Source organism: Streptosporangium sp. G12, assembly GCF_052983175.1.
The window spans coordinates 300483-320758 of sequence record NZ_JBRIQO010000001.1; the positions used below are offsets into that span (position 1 = coordinate 300483).

Sequence of the window (20276 nt, forward strand, 5' to 3'; positions counted from 1 at the left end):
CGGCCGGTGCTCCAACACCGACCGGGGGCCGTCTTGCTATGAGGAACGGGCACCCTGGCGGGCGGCCGTGATGAGGGTCTGCAGGTGCGCGACGAGGTGCTCGGCCTGCTCGACGGTGAGGGTGCCTTCGCTGCGCTCGTCGTCGGACAGCACGATGAGCACCTCGTCGCCGGGCTGCTGGCGCAGGCCGGTCATGAACTCGTGGCTGGGGTGGACGACGTCGAGCCCGGAGTCGTGCTCGACGTCGACGCCGTTGCGGTGGTCGGTGTCGCACCAGGACGGGCAGGCGGCGGAGGCGAGCGGGGCGGCCGGCGGGGTGGGCTGGGAGGCGCAGGCGTTGCAGGCGTAGACCTCGCAGCCACCGATGATCCCGACGAAGACGGCGGGGATGCCGAGCACGGCGCAGATGACGCACGCCCACCCTTCGAGCTGGGGGACGGTCAGGGCGGTACGGGTGGCAGCGGCGGCGGTGAGGCTCATAAGCTTGCTCATTGGATCTCTTCCTGTTCACGCAGGTGGTGATCAAGGCCCTCGTCCAGCGCTGGAATCGCTGGTCGGGGGCCGCTTTCATTGGATCGACTTGCACCACCAGAGGTGGTTAACCACCACCATAGGGTGTTACCCTCAGGTGGTCAACCACCCGGGAGGATCCGTGCCAAGCCAGCACAGACACAAGCTCGTCGGCGTACGCGGAGCGCCTGAGGAGCTCGTCAGGCGAGTACGCGAAAAAGCGCCAGACGGCGACCTGTCGAAGCTGACGGTCACCTTCTGGCGCTGGTATATCGACGAGGAAGGGGCGGAACTCCCCTCGCGGGAATCGCGGCCGGAGACAGGGCACACGGAGGGCACATCACCTTGAGATTGCCCGCGATTTAATGAGACCTGACGAGACAAGAAAGCCCAGGTCAGAGGCGGTTTGAGGCAGGCCTCCGCAGGTCGGAGACCCCCCTTCTCTACTTGTAGCGGAAGTAGACGAAGAGGCGGCCGTGGTTCTTGGCGTCCTTGTCGATGCGGTGGTAGAGGGCCTTGATCTCCTTCTGCTCCAGGAAGCGCAGGACCTTCTTCTTCAGCTGGCCCGAGCCCTTGCCGGGGATGATCTCGACCTCGGTGGCCTTCTTCCTGATGGCCTCGTCGATGATGCCCCGCAGCGCCTTGTCGATCTCCCCGCCCTTGTTGTAGAGGGGGTGTAGATCAAGCTTGAGCTTCAACCGAGCCTCCCGCGTGTCAGGTGGGGCCAGTTTACGCGGGGCGGCACGCCACGCCTTCGCGGCGGGCACGCCTCCCCGTGATCACGCCCCGCCATCATGTCCGCCCGCGATCGCGAATCGCGCGGGCGCGAGACGTCAGGAGTCGCGGACCTCGGGGACACCGAAACATCGGCCTAGTCTGCAATCAAATTTGACCAATTCCCAGGATTATTGTGTCAATTCAATGATCTAGGCAGACAAATGCTGTCTAGTTAGGCTCCCTGTCATGATCGGCCGCCTTTACCGGGTGGCCGATCGCGCGTCACCCACCGGGGAGGGTCACGGCCTCTCCGGCATGCCCTGCCCCGGGCCCGCGGGTGGCCTCCCTCCCTGTGGCGTGGCGGTTCACGCGTGCCTACAGGGAGGTCTCGTTGGCCAGGAAGCCCTACTCACCGAGGATCAGACGCGTGGCGGTACTCGCCGCCGGCGTCGGGCTCGTCGCGGCGATGGCGCCGCCGGCGAGCGCGGATCCCACCCCCACCCCCACGCCGTCCGCCAAATGGACGGCGACTCCCCTGACCGGGGGTGAGCCGGTCCAGGGCGCGAAGTCCCCCACCGGCAAACTCGCCCGGAGTGACGAGGGGCTGCTGAAGTCGACCTCGGGCGCCACGGTCAACGTGATGGTCAAACTCGACTACGACTCTTTCGCCGCCTATCAGGGCGGTCTCGAAGGACTTCCCGCGACGAGCCCGGCGAAGACCGGAAAGGCTCTTGACATCAAGAGCGGCGACGCGCAGAAATACCAGCGGCACATCGAGGACGTCGAGAACACCTTCCTCGCCGAGCTGGCCAGGAACGTGCCAGGCGCCAAGGCGGGCCAGAAGCTGCGGACCGTCTACGGCGGCATCGCGCTGCGCGTCCCCGCGAACAAGGCGGCCGCGCTGCTGAAGCTGCCCGGTGTCGCCGCCGTCCAGGAGGACAAGCCCGAGCAGCTGCTGACCGACTCCAGCCCCGCGTTCATCGGAGCGCCCGCGATCTACAGCAAGCTGGGCGGCAGTTCCTCGTCGGGCAAGGGCGTCATCGTCGGCATCCTGGACTCCGGCGCCTGGCCCGAGCACCCCCAGTTCGCCGACCCCGGCACGCTGCCCGCCGTACCGGCGACCAAGGACGGCACGCCGCGCGTCTGCGACTTCGGCGACAACCCGCTGACCCCGGCGGCCGACCCGTTCGTCTGCAACCGGAAGGTCATCGGCGGCGCCCCGTTCCTGGAGACCTACAACGCGAACGTCCCCGGCGAGACCTTCCCGGACAGCGCCCGCGACTCCAACGGCCACGGCACCCACACCGCGACGACCTCGGCGGGCGGCCCGGTGGCCGACGCGAACCCGCTCGGCATCAACCGGGGACCGATCCACGGCATCGCCCCGGCGGCGCACGTGTCGGTCTACAAGGTCTGCGGCGTCACGGGCTGCTATCCCTCCGACTCCGCCCAGGCGGTCGGCCGGGCCATCCTCGACGGCGTCCGCGTGATCAACTTCTCGATCTCCGGCGGCACCTCCCCCTACAGCGACCCGGTGGAACTCGCCTTCCTCGACGCGTACTCGGCGGGCGTGCTCGTCTCGGCCTCGGCGGGCAACGCCGGTCCCGGCGCGGCGACCGTCAACCACGTCAGCCCGTGGGTGACCACGGTGGCGGCCTCCACGCAGACCAGGACCTTCCAGTCGACGGTCACGCTGTCCGGTTCCGGCGGCGCGACGGCCACGGTGAAGGGCGCCTCCATCACCCCGGGCATCGCCTCCCCGCTGCCGGTGGTGCGGGCCTCGGCCCCGCCGTACTCCAACCCGCTCTGCACCGCGCCCGCACCCCCGGGCCTGTTCACCGGGAAGATCGTCGTCTGTGAGCGCGGTCCCGACCGGGTCCTGAAGGGCTTCAACGTCCGGCAGGGCGGCGCGGCCGGGATGATCCTGTACAACGCCACCCCGCTCGACGTGATGACGGACAACCACTGGATCCCCTCCGTCCACATCGACAAGCCCGAGGGGGACGCCCTGCTGGCGTTCCTGTCGGCCAACCCCGGCGCGACGGCCTCGTTCACCCAGGGCACCAAGGCCACCTGGCAGGGCGACGCGATCACCACGTTCTCCTCGCGCGGCCCCGGCGGCGACTTCCTCAAGCCGGACGTCACCGCCCCCGGCCTGCACATCCTGGCCGGTCAAACCCCGCTGCTCGAGGGTCCGGCCGGCGGCCCGCAGGGCAACCTCTACCAGGCCATCTCGGGCACCTCGATGTCGTCGCCGCACGTCGCGGGCTCCGCGGCCCTGCTGTTCGCGCTGCACCCGGACTGGACGCCGGGCCAGGTGAAGTCCGCGCTGGAGACGACGGCCAAGACCTCGGTCACCAAGCAGGACCGCGTCACCCCGGCCGACCCGTTCGACACCGGCGGCGGGCGCATCGACCTGACCAAGGCCGGTGACCCCGGCCTGACCCTGAACGAGACGGGCGAGAACTTCACCGCCTCGGCCGACGACCCGCTGAACCGCATCGACCTGAACCTGCCGTCGGTGAACGCCCCGATCATGCCGGGCCTCATCACCGCCAAGCGGACGTTCACCAACGTCACGAACAAGACGCTCACCTTCACCGCCACGGGCACGACCGTGAGCGGCGCGAACATCACGGTGCTGCCGCCGCTGTTCAGCGTGAAGGCGGGCAAGAGCGTCAAGCTCAGCGTGGTCATCACCGCGCCGGACCTGCCGGAGGGCCAGTACTTCGGCCAGGTGAACCTCAAGCAGGTCGGCGGCTCGCGCAACCTGCACCTGCCGGTCGCGTTCGTCCGCAAGGAGGGCGCCATCCCGGTGGACCAGACCTGCGCACCGGCCACCATCCCGCGCGACACCGGCGAGTCCACCTGCACGGTCACCGTGCAGAACGACACCCTGGAGAACGCCGAGGTCACGGCGGTCAGCACGCTCGACGGCAGGCTGCGCCTGAACTCGGTGACCGGCGCCACCAAGGTCGGTTCGCAGATCGCGACGACGAAGGCCACCCTCGCGGCCAGGCAGCCGGACAGGCCGGGCATCGCCCCTGGCACAGGTCCGGCCCCGTACCTGCCGCTCGACGCCTTCGGCATCGCGCCGACGCCGATCGGCGACGAGCAGGCGATCAACTTCACCGTGCCCCCGTTCCAGTACGCGGGCAACACCTACACCAGGCTCGGCATCGTCTCCAACGGCTACACGATCGCCGGGGGAAGCTCGGGCTCGGCCGACGTCTCGTTCCAGCCACAGACCCTGCCCGACCCCACGCGCCCGAACAACGTGCTCGCCCCCTACTGGACGGACCTGGACGGCACCGGCGCGCCGGGCGTCTACGCCGGCACGCTGACCGACGGCGTGAGCGACTGGCTCGTCATCGAGTGGCGGGTCAACCTCTACGGAACGAGCGACCTCAAGGTCTTCCAGCAGTGGATCGGCCTGAACGGGACCGAGGACATCACCTACACCTATGACCCGGCCAACCTGCCCGGCGATCCCCCGGCGGGCTACGGCCTCACCGTGGGCGCCGAGAACGCCGACGGCACCGCGGGCGGCCAGATCAGCGGCCCGCCGGCCGAGGACCTCCGGGTGTCCAGCACGCCCGGCGCCCCGGGAGGCAGCCTGAGCTACACGATGAAGATCAAGGGCGTCAGCCCCGGCGTCGGGACGGTGACCACGGGCACGTCGACACCGCAGGTCAAGGGCCTGACGATAGAGGTGGACAGGATAACCGTGCAGTAAGGGGAAACGTGACGGGCCCGGCGCGACGCGCCGGGCCCGTCCTGGCTCGTGAGCCCGGACCCGTCCGGGCTCACGAGCTCAGGGCTCAGCGGTGGAGATAGTCGACCAGGTAGGCCTTCTCGGTCTCCAGCGCCTCGATGGAACTCTTGACCACGTCGCCGATGCTCACGATCCCGGCCAGCCGACCGGCGCTCACGACCGGCACGTGCCGGATGCGGTGCGTGGTCATGGTCTGGCGGAGGTCGTCGACATCGGCGTCCGGCGGGCAGGTGCGGACCTCGGTCGTCATGATCGACGACACCGGCTCGTCCAGCACGCCGGCGCCGCGGTCGTGCAGCCGCCGCACGACGTCGCGCTCGGAGACGATGCCCGCGATGGACGAGCCGTCCTCGGACACCACCACGGCACCGATGTTCTTCTCGGCCAGCACGGCCAGCAGCGCGGCGACCGTCGCGTCCGGGCGGACGGTCGCCACCTCCGCTCCCTTGCCTTGCAGAATCGTACCGATCAGCATTGACACCACCTCGGTTCAGCCTGGCGCGGGTATCCCTTTCCTTTGCCCCTTTGTGCCACACGCTAAGCGCTGAAATGGGCAAAGCGTGTGATTATCAGGTGACGGGCAGCAGCCGTACCGCGTCGAGGGCCAGGGTGAGCTCCACGATGTCGAGCGGGCGCGCGAGCGACCGGCCGGTGAGCTGCTCGATGCGGCGGATGCGGTTGAAGACCGTGTTGCGGTGGCAGTACAGCTGCCCCGCGGCGCGCATGGCCGAGCCCTCGCACCGCAGCCACGCCTCCAGGGTGCCGAGGAGCACCTCCCGGTCGGCCTGGTCGAGGGCGAGGATGGGCCGCAGCACAGCGCCGCTGAGGTGACCGGCGAGCTCGGGCTGGCTGACCACCAGCGCGGCGGGCAGCCTGTCCTCCAGCCTGGCGATCTCCGGGCCCTCGCCCACGCAGGTCCGCAGGGCCAGCTCGGCGAGCCGCCTGGCGCGGCCCAGTTCCGCCAGCCCCTCGACGACCGGGCTGATCCCCGCGCATCCGGTGACGTGCGGGCGGAGCTCCTCGGCCAGGTCGTCCATGTTCGCGTCGTGCAGCAGCACGACCGACACCTCGTAGTCGGGGCGCATCCGCCACAGCAGGCGCATCACGCCCAGGGCGGTCGGCCTGGGGGCGTCGTCCCCGTGGTCGTGGCGGCCGGGCAGCCGGGTGATGACGACGGCGTACCGGCCCAGTTCGGGCAGGTCGAGCCCGGCGGCGGCACTGCGGACGAGGGCGGCGTCGACCCGGTCCTCCAGGAGCGCGTCGAGCAGGGCCTGGACCCTCTCGGCTGTGCGGCCGAACATCTCGGCCTCCCGTCTTCGGTAGGCCTCGGCGGCGGCGATCGCCTGCCTGTCGATGGCGTGCCACACCTTCGTGGCACTGCGGAGCAGGACCGGCAGGCTGTCTGATTCCTCTTCGGCGACCACGTCGATGAGGCCGTCCCACATCACCTGCGCGGAGAGCCGGTAGCTGCGCAGCAGGGAGTCCATGGGCAGTCCCTGCTCGGCCCTGCGCCGGGCGGTCTTCTCCGCCTGAGGCAGGTCGCACCGTTCGGAGCGGGGCAGCAGGATGGCGCCGATGCCGTCCCGCATCGCCGCGTAGACGCTCTGCCAGTGGTCGTCGGTGGGGACCATCCGCCGGTACGCCTCGTCGGTGTCGCGGATCTTCGCGACGAGTTCGTCGGTGAGCTCGGGAAGCCTCAGCAGCAGCCTGCGGGCGGCCAGGCGCATGATCCTGCGTACTTCTTCGTCCGTAACCGGGCGGGTCCCCATCTGGGGATCGTGACAGCAAGGCACCTAGCCGAACAAGGTTCTGTTCTGTTTCGTGATGCGGGGTTGTGCGCGCGCACAACCGGCACCCGTCCCGCATGGGCGCCCGCCCCGACTTCACCCTGCCCTCTGGACGCCGGTGAAGCGCCTCGGTTGGGTGCGTTCATCGGCTGTCAGGAGGCACACATGGACGTGCACGACCCTCGCCCGCCCGGAGATTCCGGGCTGGTCGTCAGGGATCTGGCGGTGAGTTACGGCCCGGTCCTGGCCCTGCGGGGTGTCTCGCTGGACGTCCCGCGCGGTTCGGTCGTCGCGGTGCTCGGCGGTAACGGCGCGGGGAAGTCGACCCTGCTGCGCGCCGTGTCGGGCACTCTCAGGTTCCACCGGGGCGGGATCACCGCGGGCGAGGTCGGGTTCGGCGGTACGCGGCTGTCCGGTGCCGCCACCTCGGCCGTGGTGGCGAGAGGCGTCGTCCAGGTGCCCGAGGGGCGCAGGGTCTTCGCGCGGATGACGGTGGAGGAGAACCTGCGGGCCGGCGCCCTCGGCTCGCCCGACCGGCGGTCGGCGGCCGAGGCGAGGGAGAGTGTGCTCGCGCTCTTCCCCGTGCTCGCCGAGCGCGCCGGGCAGCGCGCGGGCCTGCTGTCCGGCGGCGAGCAGCAGATGCTCGCCATCGGCCGCGCGCTGATGGCCAGGCCGAGGATGCTGCTGCTGGACGAGCCCACCCTCGGTCTCGCTCCGATGATGGCCGCCAGGATCGCCGACACCATCCGCGAGATCAACACCGGGGGCACCACGGTGCTCCTGGTGGAGCAGAACGCCGCGATGGCCCTGTCCCTGGCCTCGCACGCCTACGTGCTGGAGGTCGGCGAGGTGGTGCTGTCGGGACCGGCCGCCGAGCTCGCCGCGAGCGACGAGGTGCGCCGCCGCTACCTGGGCATCGAGGACCCGGTTCCGGCCGTCCCGGGATCCGCGGGGAAGGCGGCGGCCGCCCGCCCGGCACTGACGAGGTGGTCCGCGTGAGTGACACATACCAACCGGACGGTACGGATACTTCCATTCCCCGGCTCGACGTGCGTGACGTGACCGTGCGCTTCGCCGGGCTCACCGCGCTGGACGCCGTCGGCTTCAGCGTCGAGCCCGGCAGCGTCCACGCGGTGATCGGGCCCAACGGAGCGGGCAAGTCGACCTGCTTCAACGTCCTGTCGGGCGTCTACCGGGCCACCTCGGGCAGCGTGCGGTTCGGCGACGCGGAACTGACCTCCCTGGCCCCGCACCGCATCGCCGCCCTGGGGGTGGCGCGCACCTTCCAGAACATCGCCCTGTCGCCGCGCCTGTCGGTGCGGGACAACCTGATGCTCGGCCGCCACCGGCTGACCCGCGCCGGGTTCGTCTCGGCCGGGCTGCGGCTGCCGTCGGCCCGGCGCGAGGCGGCCGCGCACGGCGAGCGGGTGACCGAGATCGCCGCGTTCGTCGGGCTCTCCGAACGGCTGGCCACGCCTGTCGGGCTGCTGCCGTACGGCGTGCAGAAGCGCGTGGAGCTGGCGCGGGCCCTGTGCATGGAGCCCCGGCTGCTGCTGCTGGACGAGCCGGTCGCCGGCATGAACGGCGGTGAGCGCCGCGACATGGCCGAGCTGATCGTCGCGGTGCGGGAGAGCCTCGGCATCTCCATCCTGCTGGTCGAGCACGACATGGGGATCGTCATGCGGCTCGCCGACGCGGTGACGGTCCTGGACTTCGGCAGGCGCATCGCGGACGGGTCCCCCCGCGAGGTGCAGAACGACCCCGAGGTGGTCCGCGCCTACCTGGGCGCGGCGGCGGAGAGCACACCGGCCAAGGACGAGGAGGTCGCTTCGTGATCACTTTTCTCGAGCTCCTGGTGAACGGGATCTCCGTCGGGGCCGTGTACGCGCTGATCGCCCTGGGCTTCGTCATCATCTTCAAGGCGACCGAGGTGGTGAACTTCGCGCACGCCTCGCTGCTGCTGGTCGGCGGCTTCATCGTGGCCAAGACGCACCCGTCGGTCGGCTTCTGGACCGCCCTGCTGCTGGGCGTCGCCGGGGCGGCCGTCGTGGGCGCCCTGATCGAGTTCCTGATCATCCGCAGGGCGAACGTCACCTCGCACAGCGTGCTGGCGATCGTGACGATCGGCGTCGACATCGTGCTGACGACCGAGCTGACCAGGCAGATCGGCACCGACGTGCTCGCCCTGGGCGATCCGTGGCACGACCGGGTGCTGCATCTGGGAGCCGTCAGCGTCGCCCAGACCCGGGTGGTCGCGTTCGCCGTCGCGGCGGCCCTGATCGCCGCGTTCCTGCTGGCGTTCAAGTACACGAACTGGGGCATCGCCATGCGCGCCACCGCGGAGGACGCGGAGACCGCCGCGCTGATGGGCGTGCGGCGCGGGCGGGTCTCGATGGGGGCCTGGGCGGTCGCCGGGGCGCTCGCCGCCGTGGCCGCGCTCTTCCTGTGCGTCTTCCCCACCCCGGGGCTGGACCGCAGCACCACGTTCGCGGCGATGAAGGCGTTCCCGGCGGCGATCCTCGGCGGCCTCGACTCCACCACGGGGGCGCTGGCCGGAGGGCTGATCATCGGCATCACCGAGGCCATGATGAGCGGCTACCAGAACGACCTGGCCTTCCTCGGCCGGGGCATCGGCGACGTCGCCCCGTTCCTCGTGATGATCGTTGTCCTGCTCATCCGCCCCGCGGGGCTGTTCGGGACGAGGGAGCTGGCACGTGTCTAAGAAGGTCATCCTCTCCTGCGTCGCGCTGGTCGCGGTGGCGGTCGCCGTACCGTTCTACCTGGAGGGCTTCTGGCTGCAGGCCGGGCTCTTCGCGATGTCGGCGGCGATCGGGGCGATCGGCATCAACCTGCTGACCGGCGCCACCGGCCAGCTGTCCATGGGCCACGCGTTCTTCCTCGCGGTCGGCGCGTACGCCTACGTCTACTTCGGCTCCGAACCGGAGGGCGGCGCGCACGCCCTCGGCGGCCTGGGCCTGCCCACGCCCGTCGCGGCGCTGCTCGCGGTGCTCACGGCGGGTGTCGCGGGCGGGGTGTTCAGCCCCATCGCGGGTCGCCTGAAAGGCGCCTACCTCGGTATCGCCACCCTCGCGCTGATCTTCGTCGGCCAGCACGTGCTGTTCAACGCCGAACCCGTGACGGGCGGGTACAACGGGCGGACGGTGCCGCCGATGGAGCTGTTCGGGTTCGCGTTCGCCGACACCCCCGAGCTGGTGGTGGCGCAGGTGCCGTTCGGGTCGCTGGAGCGGCTCTGGTTCCTGGGGCTGGTCCTGCTGACCGGCGCGGCGCTGTTCGCCCGCGGGGTGCTGCGCGGCCGTCCCGGGCGGGCCATGAACACCATCCGCGACCACGAGATCGCGGCCGGGGTGATGGGCGTGCCGGTGGCCCGCTACCGCGCCGGGGTGTTCGTGCTGTCGTCGATGTACGGCGGCCTGGCCGGGGTCCTGATCGCGCTGGTCTTCCAGCGCACCGTGCCCGACTACTTCGGCCTGCTGCTCTCCCTCGACTACCTCGCGATGATCATCATCGGCGGGCTCGGCTCCGTCGCCGGCGCGGTGATCGGCGCGATCTTCATCTCGATGCTCCCCCAGTTGCTCAGCCGCTACAGCGACGCCCTGCCGCTGGTGGCCGAGCCGGGCTCGGGCGGGGTGTCGCCCGCCGAGGCGGCCCGCATCCTGTACGGCGCCGCCGTCGTCGTCATCGTCCTCTTCCTGCCCGGCGGGCTGCTCGGCCTCGCCGGGCGCCTGCGCCTGGCCGTCGACCGGCGGCTCATCCCCGCCTCCGATCCCCCGGCCGCCACCACTCCCGCGACTCCCGCGACGACGAAGACCCCGCTGTCCCCCTCTCCCTCTCCCTCCCCCGACCCAAGGAACTGATGACATGGGAATCCCAAGAACCCCGGTCCGACGCATCGCGGCACTCGCCGCCCTGGCCCTGGCCGTCACCGCGTGCGCCAGCGAGAAGGCCACCGGGGGCAGCGGAGGCGCCGCCCCCTCCGCCGTCGGGGGGGACGGCGTGAAGACGGGCCCCGGCGTCACCGCCGACAAGATCACGATCGGCCTGATGACCGACCTCACCGGCCCCTACGCGTCGTTCGGCAAGAGCCTGACCCAGGCGCAGCAGCTGTACTTCGAGCAGACGAACGCGGCCGGGGGCGTGTGCGGGCGGCAGCTGGAGGCGCTGGTGCGCGACCACGGCTACGACGCGCAGAAGGCGGTCGCGGCCTACACCGAGATCGCCCCGAAGGTGGTGGCGATCGCCCACTTCGTCGGCTCGCCCATGGTCAACGCGCTCAAGCAGCGCATCGAGACCGACCAGGTGCTCACCATCCCGCAGGCCTGGGCGACCGGGCTGCTCGGCAGCAAGTCCATCCAGGTCACCGGGACGACCTACGACATCGACATGATCAACGGGGTGGACTTCCTGACGAAGGAGAAGGGCATCAAGTCCGGGGACAAGATCGGTCACCTGTACTTCGAGGGCGACTACGGCGAGAGCGCGCTGAACGGCTCCAAGTACGCGTCGGAGAAGCTCGGCCTCACGCTCGTGGAGCAGAAGATCAAGGCCACCGACCAGGACATGAGCGCCCAGGTGGCCGCGTTCAAGGCGGAGGGCGTCAAGGCCGTCCTGGTCTCCGTCGGCCCCAAGCAGACCGCCTCGCTCGTCGGCGTCTCGCTCGCCAAGGGCATGGACGTGCCGTTCGTCGGCAGCAACTCGGCCTACTCCCCGCAGCTGCTGCCCACCCCGGCCGGGCCCGCGCTGCTGAAGGACTTCTACTACATGACCGCGGGCACGCCGATCAGCTCCGACATGCCCGCCATGAAGAAGCTGGCCGCCGACTACGCGGCGAAGTACCCGGACACGGCCATCGACAGCGGCGTCCCCTCGGGCTACTCGGCGGCGGCGATCGTCGTCGACGCGCTCAAGAAGGCCTGCGAGGGCAAGGACCTGACCCGGGCCGCGGTGGTCACCGCGCACCGCGGCCAGTCGTCCTGGGGTGCGGAGTTCGGCACGGTCATGGACTTCACCACGTTCGACAAGCCCGCCTCGCTGCTGTCGTACGTGGCCAAGCCGGACAAGGCCGCCCTCGGCGGCGCGGTCGTCTTCAAGGAGGCCGCGACCTCCGACCTGGCCAAGGAGTACCAGGTCCCGGTGGGCTGACCCGTGATCCGCGGTGCGGCTCCGTACCTGCCGGGGGTGCGGGCCGCACCGCTCCGGGACTAACGTGGGGGCATCCAGAAGACATCCGCGCCCGGGGACACGATGACCCAGAAGCTCAACACCGGCAGCCACGACCTGCCGGTCTCCGACGCCCTCGCCGCGTTCATGAACACCGGCTGGGCCGACACGCACCGCGACGACCTCGCGCCGCTTCCGCAGGCCGCCTACACCGCCAAGCGGCGCGCCGCGCTCGCCGCCCGCTTTCCCGGCGAGCGGCTGGTGATCCCGTCCGGCACGCTCAAGGCCCGCAGCAACGACAGCGACTACCGGTTCCGGGCGCACAGCGCGTTCGCCTACCTCACCGGTGACCAGGAGCCCGATGACGTGCTCGTCGTCGAGCCCTCCGGGGAGGCCACGCTGTTCCTGCGCCCCCGCTCGCCGAGATCGGCGCCGGGCCAGGCCGGGCAGGAGTTCTACCGCGACCGCCGCTACGGCGAGTTCTGGGTGGGCCGCCGCCCCGACCTGGCCGAGGCGGAGGCCATCCACCAGATCGCCTGCGCGCCGATCGACAGGCTGGACGACGCGCTCGCCGGGCCCGCGCGGGTGCTGCGCGGGGTGGACGCGTCCGTGGACGGGCGGGTCTCGCCCGGCGGCGGCGACGAGGAACTGGAGACGTTCCTCTCCGAGATGCGGCTGATCAAGGACGAGTGGGAGATCGCCGAGCTGCAGTTCTCGGTCGCCGCGACCACGCGCGGGTTCGAGGACGTGGCGCGGGCCCTGCCCGCCGCCCTGGGGCACCGGCGCGGCGAGCGTTACCTGGAGGGGGTCTTCGGCCTCCGTGCCCGCCTGGAGGGCAACGCGGTCGGCTACGACAGCATCGTGGCCTCCGGCGCCAACGCGTGCGTGCTGCACTGGATCCGCAACGACGGGCGGCTGGACGGGAACGAGCTGTTGCTCCTCGACGCTGGTGTGGAGACCGACCACCTCTACACCGCCGACATCACCAGAACCCTGCCGGTGTCCGGGCGCTTCAGCCCGGTCCAGCGCCAGGTCTACGAGCTGGTGTACGAGGCCCAGGAGGCGGCGATCGCCACCCTGCGCCCCGGTGCGCGCTTCCGCGACTTCCACCGCGCGGCGATGCGCGTCATCGCGGAGGGACTGCACGACTGGGGCGTGCTGAAGATCGGCGCGGACGAGGCGATGGAGCCCGAGAGCGGCCTGTACCGCCGCTACACGCTGTGCAGCAGCGGCCACATGCTCGGCATGGACGTGCACGACTGCGCCAGGGCCCGCTCGGAGGTCTACCTGGACGGCGTGCTGGAGGAGGGGCAGGTGCTGACCGTCGAGCCCGGCCTCTACCTGCAGCCGGACGACCTGACGCTGCCGCCGGAACTGCGCGGCATCGGGGTGCGCATCGAGGACGACCTCGTCGTCACCGCCGACGGCGCCCGTCTCATGTCGGCCGGGCTGCCCCGCCACCCCGACGAGGTGGAGAGGTGGATGGAGAGCTCAGGCCTCGCGGGATGAGCGTCCGGGGGTGGGGAGACACGCGGGTTCCGTCACGTTGCCACATCGCCTACCACGAGCTATCGGCACCTTCTGAGGTAAGTTCTGATCTATGACCCTGAAGCAAGCCCCGCCCGGCGGGCGGGGTGGTCGGCCGGGGGACGGATCCGCCGGAGTCGCGACCACACACGCGGCGAACGAGAGTGGTGAGCGACCGGTGAGCGAGCAGGAGCCCCGCTGGCTGTCCTCGATCGAGCAACGGGCATGGCGCGCCCACCTCGCCGTGCACAAGCTCCTCGACCACCGCCTCGACCGTGAGCTCCAGCCCTTCGGGCTCTCGGTCAACGACTACGAGATCCTGGTGAACCTGTCGGAGACCCCCGGTCACCGCATGCGGATGAGCGACCTGGCGGACGCCACGATCCAGTCCCGCAGCCGCCTGTCCCACCAGATCTCCCGGATGGAGGCCGCCGGCCTGGTCGCCAGGGAGACCTGCGCCGACGACCGGCGCGGCACCTTCGCCGTCCTCACCGAACACGGCTGGGCCACCATCCAGAAGGTCGCGCCGCACCACGTGGCCGGCGTGCGACGGCATTTCATCGACCTGCTCACCGACGACCAGCTGATCGAGCTGGAAGCGGCGTACGCACCGGTGGTGGACCACCTCAAAGGCATCCGCTGACCCGAGACCGGGCGGCGAAACCGGCGAAGGCGTCCGCCGGCGCGAAACCGGGCGGTGAAACCCGCGAAGGCGTCCGCTGACGCGAAACCGATACCGGTCGTTACTCCTTAGTAGACCGGAGTGTCGTTACGATCCGCCCATGTCTGCTCGCCGGATCCTCATCACCGCGGTGATCGCCGCGTCCTTCCTGGTCACCGCGTGCAGCGGCGGTGGTGCCTCCGACGGCACAACGGCCCTTCCCGACGGGGCCGACCTGCTCAGGAAGTCCGCGGACGTGACGCGCGCCGTGAAGTCAGCCGCCTTCTCGATGGAGACGGAGGGCACGCCCCCCGTACCGGTCAAGAAGGCCTCCGGCCGTCTCAGCGGGACCGGCGACGCGGACGGCACCCTCCAGATCGACGTGATGGGCAGTCTCCAGGAGATCAATTTCGTACTGATCGGAGAGACCGTCCACTTCAAGGGCGTGACCGGCGGCTTCCAGCGGATGTCGCGGAGCCAGCTGGCGGCGATCTACGACCCCTCCGCCATCCTCAACCCGGACAAGGGCGTCGTACAGCTGCTGGCCAACGCGCTGGACGCGAAGACCCAGGCGGCGGAGAAGCTGGACGGCGTCGACGCCTACCGGGTCTCGGCGACGCTCTCCCAGCAGGTGCTCGCCACGATGGTGCCCGGTCTCACGCAGAGCGTCGACGCCGTGCTCTGGATCGACAAGGCCACCAGCCGGCTGCTGAAGGCGGAGCTGCCACTGACCGGCGGCAAGGTGATCGTGGCCTTCAGTGACTACGACGTGCCGGTCCAGGTCACCGCTCCGGCGGAGTGACGGTGACCCGCGCCGCCCCGGAGGGCGCCCTCACGGCCCGGCGGCGGACCGCCCTCGGCGTCGGCGGCACGGCGGTGCTGCTGGCGGCCCTGGACGCGTACGTCGTGGTCACCGTCCTCGTCGACATCGCCAGGGACGTCGACGTCCCCCTGAACCACCTGGAGCGGGCCACCCCGATCGTCACCGGTTTCCTGCTCGGCTACATCGCGGCCATGCCGCTGCTCGGCCAGCTCTCCGACCGCTACGGCAGGCGCCCGCTCATCCACCTGTGCCTGGCGGGCTTCGCCGTGGGCTCGGTCGTCACCGCGCTGGGCGACACGGTGCCCTGGCTGGTCGCGGGACGGGCCGTGCAGGGCGTCGCGGGCGGCGCGCTGCTGCCCATCACCATGGCCCTGATCGGGGACCTGTGGGACGAGGACGAGCGCCCGGTGGCGCTCGGCGCGGTGGGGTCGGCCCAGGAGCTCGGCAGCGTGCTGGGCCCCCTGTACGGCGCGGCCCTCGCCACCCTGGTCCCGTCCACCCTCCAGATCGGCGGCGTGCAGCTCGGCGGCTGGCGGTCGATCTTCTGGCTGAACGTCCCGCTGGTGGCCCTGGCGGCGGTCGCCGTGCAGCGGTCGGTGCCGCCGCCCGCCCGCGACCGGGCCCGCGGGGCGGCCAAGCGCGTCGACGTGGTCGGCGGGCTGCTGCTCGCGCTCGCGCTCGGCCTGCTCGTGGCCGGTCTCTACAACCCCGATCCCAGCGGGTCGGTCCTTCCCCCGTGGGGCATGCCCGTGATCGTCGCCGGGGTCGTGTCCAGCGCCGCGTTCGTCGCGTGGGAGTGGCGCTCCAGGACCAGGCTGATCGACATGACGGGGGTGTCGCGCGGCCCGTTCCTCGCCACGCTCGGGGTGAGCTTCCTGACCGGCGCCGCGCTGCTGGTGACCCTGGTCGACGTGCAGCTGTCGGCGCAGACGCTGCTGGGCCTGGACAGCCTGGACGGCGCCCTGGTGCTGTCGCGCTTCCTCGTCGCGCTCTCCGTGGCCGCGCTGGCAGGCGGCCTCATGGCCCGCCGCTACGGCGAGCGCGCGGTGACGGTGATCGGGCTCGCGGTGGCCGCCGCCGGATACGTCCGCATCGGCCAGTGGCCCCTGGACCTGGCCTCAGCCGGATACCGCATGGACGCCGACCTGATCGTCGCCGGCCTGGGGCTCGGCCTGGTGATCGCCCCGGTCTCCTCGGCGGTGCTGCGGGCCGTACCCGCCGCCCAGCACGGGGTGGCCTCGGCGGCGGTGGTCGTGGCCCGGATGATGGGCATGCTGCTCGGCGTCGCCGGGCTGTCGGCGTGGGGCTTCCACCGCTTCCAGTCGCTCACCGCCGACCTGGACACGCCGCTGCCCTTCGGCGTGGACCCCGTCGTGTACGCCGGGCGGCTCGCCGAGTACCAGAGCAGGGTGAAGGAGGCGCTGCACACCGAGTACAGCGAGATCTTCCTGATCACCTCCGCCCTGTGCGGGGTGGGCGTGCTGGTCGCGCTGCTGCTGCCACGCGGGTCCGGGCGGGTGGACGGGGCCTGACCCGGCGTGGGCCGGAACCCGGGACGGTCCCGCCCCGGACCGGAGCCCTGTCCGGGGCGGGACCCCCGCCTCTACTTCTTCTTCTGCCCCTGGCGCTTCTCGCGGATCTTCATGGTGACCTCGATGGGCGACCCGGCGAAGCCGAACTCCTCGCGGATCCGGCGCTCGATGAAGCGGCGGTAGGTCTCCTCCAGGAAGCCCGAGGTGAACAGCACGAACTTCGGCGGCTCCGTCGACGCCTGCGTGGCGAAGAGGATCTTGGGCTGCTTGCCGCTGCGGACCGGCGGCGGGGTGGCCGCGACCAGGTCGGTCAGGAAGGCGTTGAGCCGGGCGGTGGGCACCCGGGTGGACCAGGAGTCGAGCGCCTTCTCGATCGCGGGGACGAGCCGGTCGACGTGCCAGCCGTTCTTCGCGGAGATGTTGACCCGCAACGCCCACGGCACGCGGACGAGCTGACGGTCGATCTCCTTCTCCAGGTAGTAACGGCGGTCCTCGTCGAGCAGGTCCCACTTGTTGAACGCCACGACCATGCACCGGCCGGACTCGATCACCAGGGAGATGATCCGCAGGTCCTGCTCGGTCAGCACGTCGCTGGCGTCGATGAGCACCACCGCGATCTCCGAGCGCTCCAGGGCTCCCCGGGTGCGCATGCTCGCGTAGAAGTCGGCGCCCTTGAGCTCGCGGTCACGCCGCCTGATCCCGGCGGTGTCGACGAAGCGCCAGGTCTTGCCACCGAGCTCGACCAGCTCGTCCACCGGGTCGCGGGTGGTGCCCGCCATCGGGTCGACGAGCACGCGCTCGGAGCCCGCCAGCTTGTTCAGCAGCGAGGACTTGCCCACGTTGGGCTTGCCGACCAGGGCGACCCTGCGCGGGCCGCGCTCGGGGCCGAAACGCTGCTCGGGCGTCTCCGGCAGCTTGTCGAGGATCACGTCCAGCAGGTCGCCGCTGGAGCGTCCGTGCAGGGCCGAGACCGGCTGCGGCTCGCCCAGGCCGAGGGCCCATAGCCCGGCGGCCTCCAGCTCCATCTGCTGGTTGTCGACCTTGTTGGCGGCGAGGATGACCGGCTTGCCGGACCCGCGCAGCACGTGGCCGACGATCTCGTCCGCGTCGGTCACGCCCACGACGGCGTCGACCACGAACAGGATCACGTCGGCCAGCTCGGCCGCGACCTGGGCCTGCTCGGCGATCTTCAGCGCCATGCCGGTCGCGTCGGGGTCCCAGCCTCCGGTGTCGACCACCGTGAACCGGCGTCCCCGCCAGGTGGCGTCGTACGTGACCCGGTCGCGGGTCACCCCCGGCACGTCCTCCACGACCGCCTCCCGGCGGCCGATGATCCGGTTGACCAGGGTGGACTTGCCCACGTTGGGGCGGCCCACCACGGCCACTACCGGCTGCGGGGCCGTGTCGGGCCCCACATCCCGCTGCGAGCTGTCGTCGGTCCCTGAATCGGCGAGCTCCGCGTCGATCCAGCCGTTTTCGTCGTCGTATACCCCGGTCACGCCTTTTCCTTAATCACACGCAGTATTTCGGCGATGACCTCTTCGAGGTTCAGCGCCGTGGTGTCGAGCTCGACGGCGTCGGCCGCCTTCGCCAGCGGGTCTGCCTTCCTGGTCGAGTCGAGGGTGTCGCGGCGGGCCATCGCGGCCCGCTGCGCCGCCACCGTGGTGCCGGTGAGCTCCGCCGTGCGGCGCAGTGCCCTGGCGTCCGCGCTCGCGGTCAGGTAGATCTTGACCGCGGCGCCGGGCGCCACCACCGTGCCGATGTCCCGGCCCTCGACGACGATGCCGCCCGAACCGATGATCTCACGCTGCTCGGCCACCAGGCGGTGGCGTACCTCGGGCACCGCGCTGACCGCCGAGACGGCCGCGGTGACCTCGGCGGTGCGGATCGGCGCGACGGCGTCGACGCCGTCGACCGCCACCACCGCGAGGTCCGGGTCGGTGCCCAGTGTGAGGACCGGGTCGAGCGCCCTGGCGGCGATCGCCTCGGGATCGGCGAGGTCGACGCCCCGCTGGAGCATCCACCAGGTGATCGCCCGGTACATCGCGCCGGTATCGAGGTAACGCAGCCCCAAGGCTCGCGCCACCCCTCGTGACGCGCTCGACTTACCCGATCCCGAAGGACCGTCCATGGCGACGACCAGTCCGGTCACGACGCCTCTCCCTTGCAGCCCGCTTCAGTTGTCCGTACGAGGCTACCGGGAGCCGGGAAGGAACCGCGCATCGAGCGAGAAGGCGGACGGGGTCACGGCAGGTGCCAGCCGTTCTCCCGCAGGGCCTCGGCCAGCGCCGTCACCGCCTCCGGCTGCACCCAGAGCTCGGCGGCGCCCAGCGGCAGGCCGGGGGCGTGCTCGAGCCGGACGTCCTCGATGTTGACGCCCGCCTCCTCGGCCGCCTGGAACAGCCGGGCCAGCTCGCCGGGCCGGTCGCCGACGATGACCTGGACGGCCGCGTAGGTACGCGCGGGACCGCCGTGCTTGCCGGGGATCCGGCCCGTACCCGCGACGCCCCGGTGCAGCAGTTCGGTGACGCGGGCCATGGCGTCGGGATCGCCGGAGCCGGCCGAGGTACGGAGCGAGGCCGCCGCGGCGGCCAGGTCGGCCGCCACCGCCTCCAGCACCTCGGCCACCGGCAGCGCGTTGCCCGACAGGATCCCGGTCCAGAGCCTCGGGTCGCTCGCCGCGATGCGGGTGACGTCGCGTACCCCCGGCCCGGCCAGGCCGAGCGCGGCGGCCGGCGCCTCCGCGAGACGGGCGGCCACCGCGGAGGCGGTCACGTGGGGGGCGTGTGAGACGACCGCCACGGCCCTGTCGTGCTCCTCGGCGCCGATCCTGACCGCCTCGCCGCCGCAGAGCTTGACGAGCCCGTACAGGGCCTCCACGGCGTCGGGCGAGGTGTCCTCGGTCGGGCACAGCGCCCACGGGCGCCCGAGGAACAGGTCGGCCCGCGCCGCGGCGGGCCCGGAGCGCTCGCGTCCGGCGAGCGGGTGCCCGGCGACGTAGGTCGTCAGGTCGCAGCCGAGGCTCGCGGCCTCCCTGAGCGGGAGCGCCTTGACACTGGCCACGTCGGTGTAGAAACGGGCCGCACCGGCCTTCTGGAGGGCGGCGAGCCGCTCCGCGACCGCCTGCGGCGGGACCGCGATGATCGCGACGTCCACCGTCACGCCCTCGGCCCACTCGACGCCGGCGCCCAGCTCCCGCGCCAGCCGCAGGGATCCCGCGTCGCGGTCGGCCAGGTGGACGGCCACGCCCTGCTCGCGCAGGGCCAGCGCGATCGAGGTGCCGATCAGTCCCGTGCCGACGACCAGGACGCTTCCGAGGCCGCTCACGCGCGCTCCCTGGAGGTGGTGCCGCATAAGGGGCTCACTGGGCGATGTCCACGCGAAGGGCGACCGCGCCACGCAGGTAGACGTGCTGGATGTCCTGGCGGGGCCGGTCGACCTCGACGTGGGCCATCAGCCGCACCACGCGGGGCAGCGCGCCGGGAACGTCGATCTCGGAGGCGCAGATCAGCGGAACGTCGTGGAAGCCGAGCTTGCGGGCGGCCAGGGCGGGAAACTCGGCGGTGAGATCGGGCGTGGCCGTGAAGATCACGCTGATCACGTCGTCGGTGGTGAGCCTGTTGCGCCCCATCACCTCCGCGACCAGTTCGGTGACCCCGGACAGGATGTCGTCCCGGTCGTTGGACTCGACCTGGATCGCACCGCGGATCGCCCGCACCATCGTCGTTCCTCCAGTCCCTCCGCGCCGGACCACCCCCGAGGATGA

General features: G+C 71.3%; 18 protein-coding genes. 10 read left to right on the top strand and 8 right to left on the bottom strand.

What is annotated here, in order from left to right; all coding sequences use genetic code 11:
• Nucleotides 1–36 precede the first annotated feature (36 nt).
• Nucleotides 37–492, bottom strand: a complete 456-nt coding sequence (locus ACVCAG_RS01350) for a hypothetical protein (RefSeq protein ID WP_447189342.1) — start codon at nucleotides 490–492, stop codon at nucleotides 37–39.
• A 461-nt stretch (nucleotides 493–953) separates the two neighbouring features.
• Nucleotides 954–1208: a Smr/MutS family protein gene (locus ACVCAG_RS01355; protein WP_329093428.1), complete on the bottom strand. Its 255-nt coding sequence runs from the start codon at nucleotides 1206–1208 to the stop codon at nucleotides 954–956.
• 446 nt (nucleotides 1209–1654) lie between these two features.
• Here ACVCAG_RS01355 and ACVCAG_RS01360 point away from each other — a divergent pair, with 446 nt between their 5' ends.
• A complete protein-coding gene (locus tag ACVCAG_RS01360) occupies nucleotides 1655–4963 on the top strand; it encodes a S8 family serine peptidase (protein WP_440082117.1) in 3309 nt (1102 codons plus the stop codon).
• Nucleotides 4964–5048: 85 nt separating this feature from the next.
• Here the strand turns inward: ACVCAG_RS01360 and ACVCAG_RS01365 are convergent, their stop codons facing one another.
• Together ACVCAG_RS01365 and ACVCAG_RS01370 are read right to left on the bottom strand one after the other, a co-directional pair.
• Nucleotides 5049–5477: a CBS domain-containing protein gene (locus ACVCAG_RS01365; protein ID WP_440082116.1), complete on the bottom strand. Its 429-nt coding sequence runs from the start codon at nucleotides 5475–5477 to the stop codon at nucleotides 5049–5051.
• 94 nt (nucleotides 5478–5571) lie between these two features.
• Nucleotides 5572–6729, bottom strand: coding sequence for a helix-turn-helix domain-containing protein (locus ACVCAG_RS01370; protein ID WP_440082115.1), 1158 nt, complete (start codon nucleotides 6727–6729; stop codon nucleotides 5572–5574).
• 225 nt (nucleotides 6730–6954) lie between these two features.
• On the opposite strand from ACVCAG_RS01370, the gene ACVCAG_RS01375 reads away from it, so the two are divergent.
• From ACVCAG_RS01375 to ACVCAG_RS01415, 9 genes are all read left to right on the top strand, one after another.
• Nucleotides 6955–7788, top strand: coding sequence for an ABC transporter ATP-binding protein (locus ACVCAG_RS01375; RefSeq protein WP_447189343.1), 834 nt, complete (start codon nucleotides 6955–6957; stop codon nucleotides 7786–7788).
• A complete protein-coding gene (locus ACVCAG_RS01380; RefSeq protein ID WP_440082113.1) occupies nucleotides 7785–8624 on the top strand; it encodes an ATP-binding cassette domain-containing protein in 840 nt (279 codons plus the stop codon). Before ACVCAG_RS01375 ends, ACVCAG_RS01380 begins: the two co-directional genes overlap by 4 nt.
• Nucleotides 8621–9511 (top strand): ABC transporter permease subunit, encoded by an 891-nt coding sequence (locus tag ACVCAG_RS01385; RefSeq protein WP_440082112.1) that lies wholly within the window; start codon nucleotides 8621–8623, stop codon nucleotides 9509–9511. Before ACVCAG_RS01380 ends, ACVCAG_RS01385 begins: the two co-directional genes overlap by 4 nt.
• Nucleotides 9504–10664, top strand: a complete 1161-nt coding sequence (locus ACVCAG_RS01390) for a branched-chain amino acid ABC transporter permease (protein ID WP_447189344.1) — start codon at nucleotides 9504–9506, stop codon at nucleotides 10662–10664. The genes ACVCAG_RS01385 and ACVCAG_RS01390 overlap by 8 nt, the downstream gene beginning before the upstream one ends.
• Nucleotides 10665–10668: 4 nt before the next feature.
• The gene (locus ACVCAG_RS01395) at nucleotides 10669–11949 is read left to right on the top strand and encodes an ABC transporter substrate-binding protein (RefSeq protein WP_440082110.1); all 1281 of its coding nucleotides are present in this window, start codon (nucleotides 10669–10671) and stop codon (nucleotides 11947–11949) included.
• A 102-nt stretch (nucleotides 11950–12051) separates the two neighbouring features.
• Nucleotides 12052–13476, top strand: coding sequence for an aminopeptidase P family protein (locus tag ACVCAG_RS01400; protein ID WP_447189345.1), 1425 nt, complete (start codon nucleotides 12052–12054; stop codon nucleotides 13474–13476).
• A gap of 196 nt (nucleotides 13477–13672) precedes the next feature.
• Nucleotides 13673–14137: a MarR family winged helix-turn-helix transcriptional regulator gene (locus ACVCAG_RS01405; protein ID WP_362676068.1), complete on the top strand. Its 465-nt coding sequence runs from the start codon at nucleotides 13673–13675 to the stop codon at nucleotides 14135–14137.
• Nucleotides 14138–14276: 139 nt separating this feature from the next.
• Complete coding sequence (locus ACVCAG_RS01410; RefSeq protein ID WP_440082108.1) at nucleotides 14277–14957, top strand: LppX_LprAFG lipoprotein; 681 nt, start codon at nucleotides 14277–14279, stop codon at nucleotides 14955–14957.
• A gap of 2 nt (nucleotides 14958–14959) precedes the next feature.
• A complete protein-coding gene (locus tag ACVCAG_RS01415; RefSeq protein WP_447189346.1) occupies nucleotides 14960–16510 on the top strand; it encodes an MFS transporter in 1551 nt (516 codons plus the stop codon).
• A 71-nt stretch (nucleotides 16511–16581) separates the two neighbouring features.
• Here the strand turns inward: ACVCAG_RS01415 and der are convergent, their stop codons facing one another.
• The 4 genes from der to aroH all read right to left on the bottom strand — a co-directional run bounded on the left by der (nucleotide 16582) and on the right by aroH (nucleotide 20231).
• Nucleotides 16582–18009 (bottom strand): ribosome biogenesis GTPase Der, encoded by a 1428-nt coding sequence (gene der, locus ACVCAG_RS01420; protein WP_440082106.1) that lies wholly within the window; start codon nucleotides 18007–18009, stop codon nucleotides 16582–16584.
• A complete protein-coding gene (gene cmk, locus ACVCAG_RS01425) occupies nucleotides 18006–18662 on the bottom strand; it encodes a (d)CMP kinase (RefSeq protein WP_440082105.1) in 657 nt (218 codons plus the stop codon). Before cmk ends, der begins: the two co-directional genes overlap by 4 nt.
• A gap of 92 nt (nucleotides 18663–18754) precedes the next feature.
• The gene (locus ACVCAG_RS01430; protein ID WP_440082104.1) at nucleotides 18755–19864 is read right to left on the bottom strand and encodes a prephenate dehydrogenase; all 1110 of its coding nucleotides are present in this window, start codon (nucleotides 19862–19864) and stop codon (nucleotides 18755–18757) included.
• Nucleotides 19865–19871: 7 nt separating this feature from the next.
• Nucleotides 19872–20231, bottom strand: coding sequence for a chorismate mutase (aroH, locus tag ACVCAG_RS01435; protein ID WP_362676088.1), 360 nt, complete (start codon nucleotides 20229–20231; stop codon nucleotides 19872–19874).
• Nucleotides 20232–20276 lie beyond the last annotated feature (45 nt).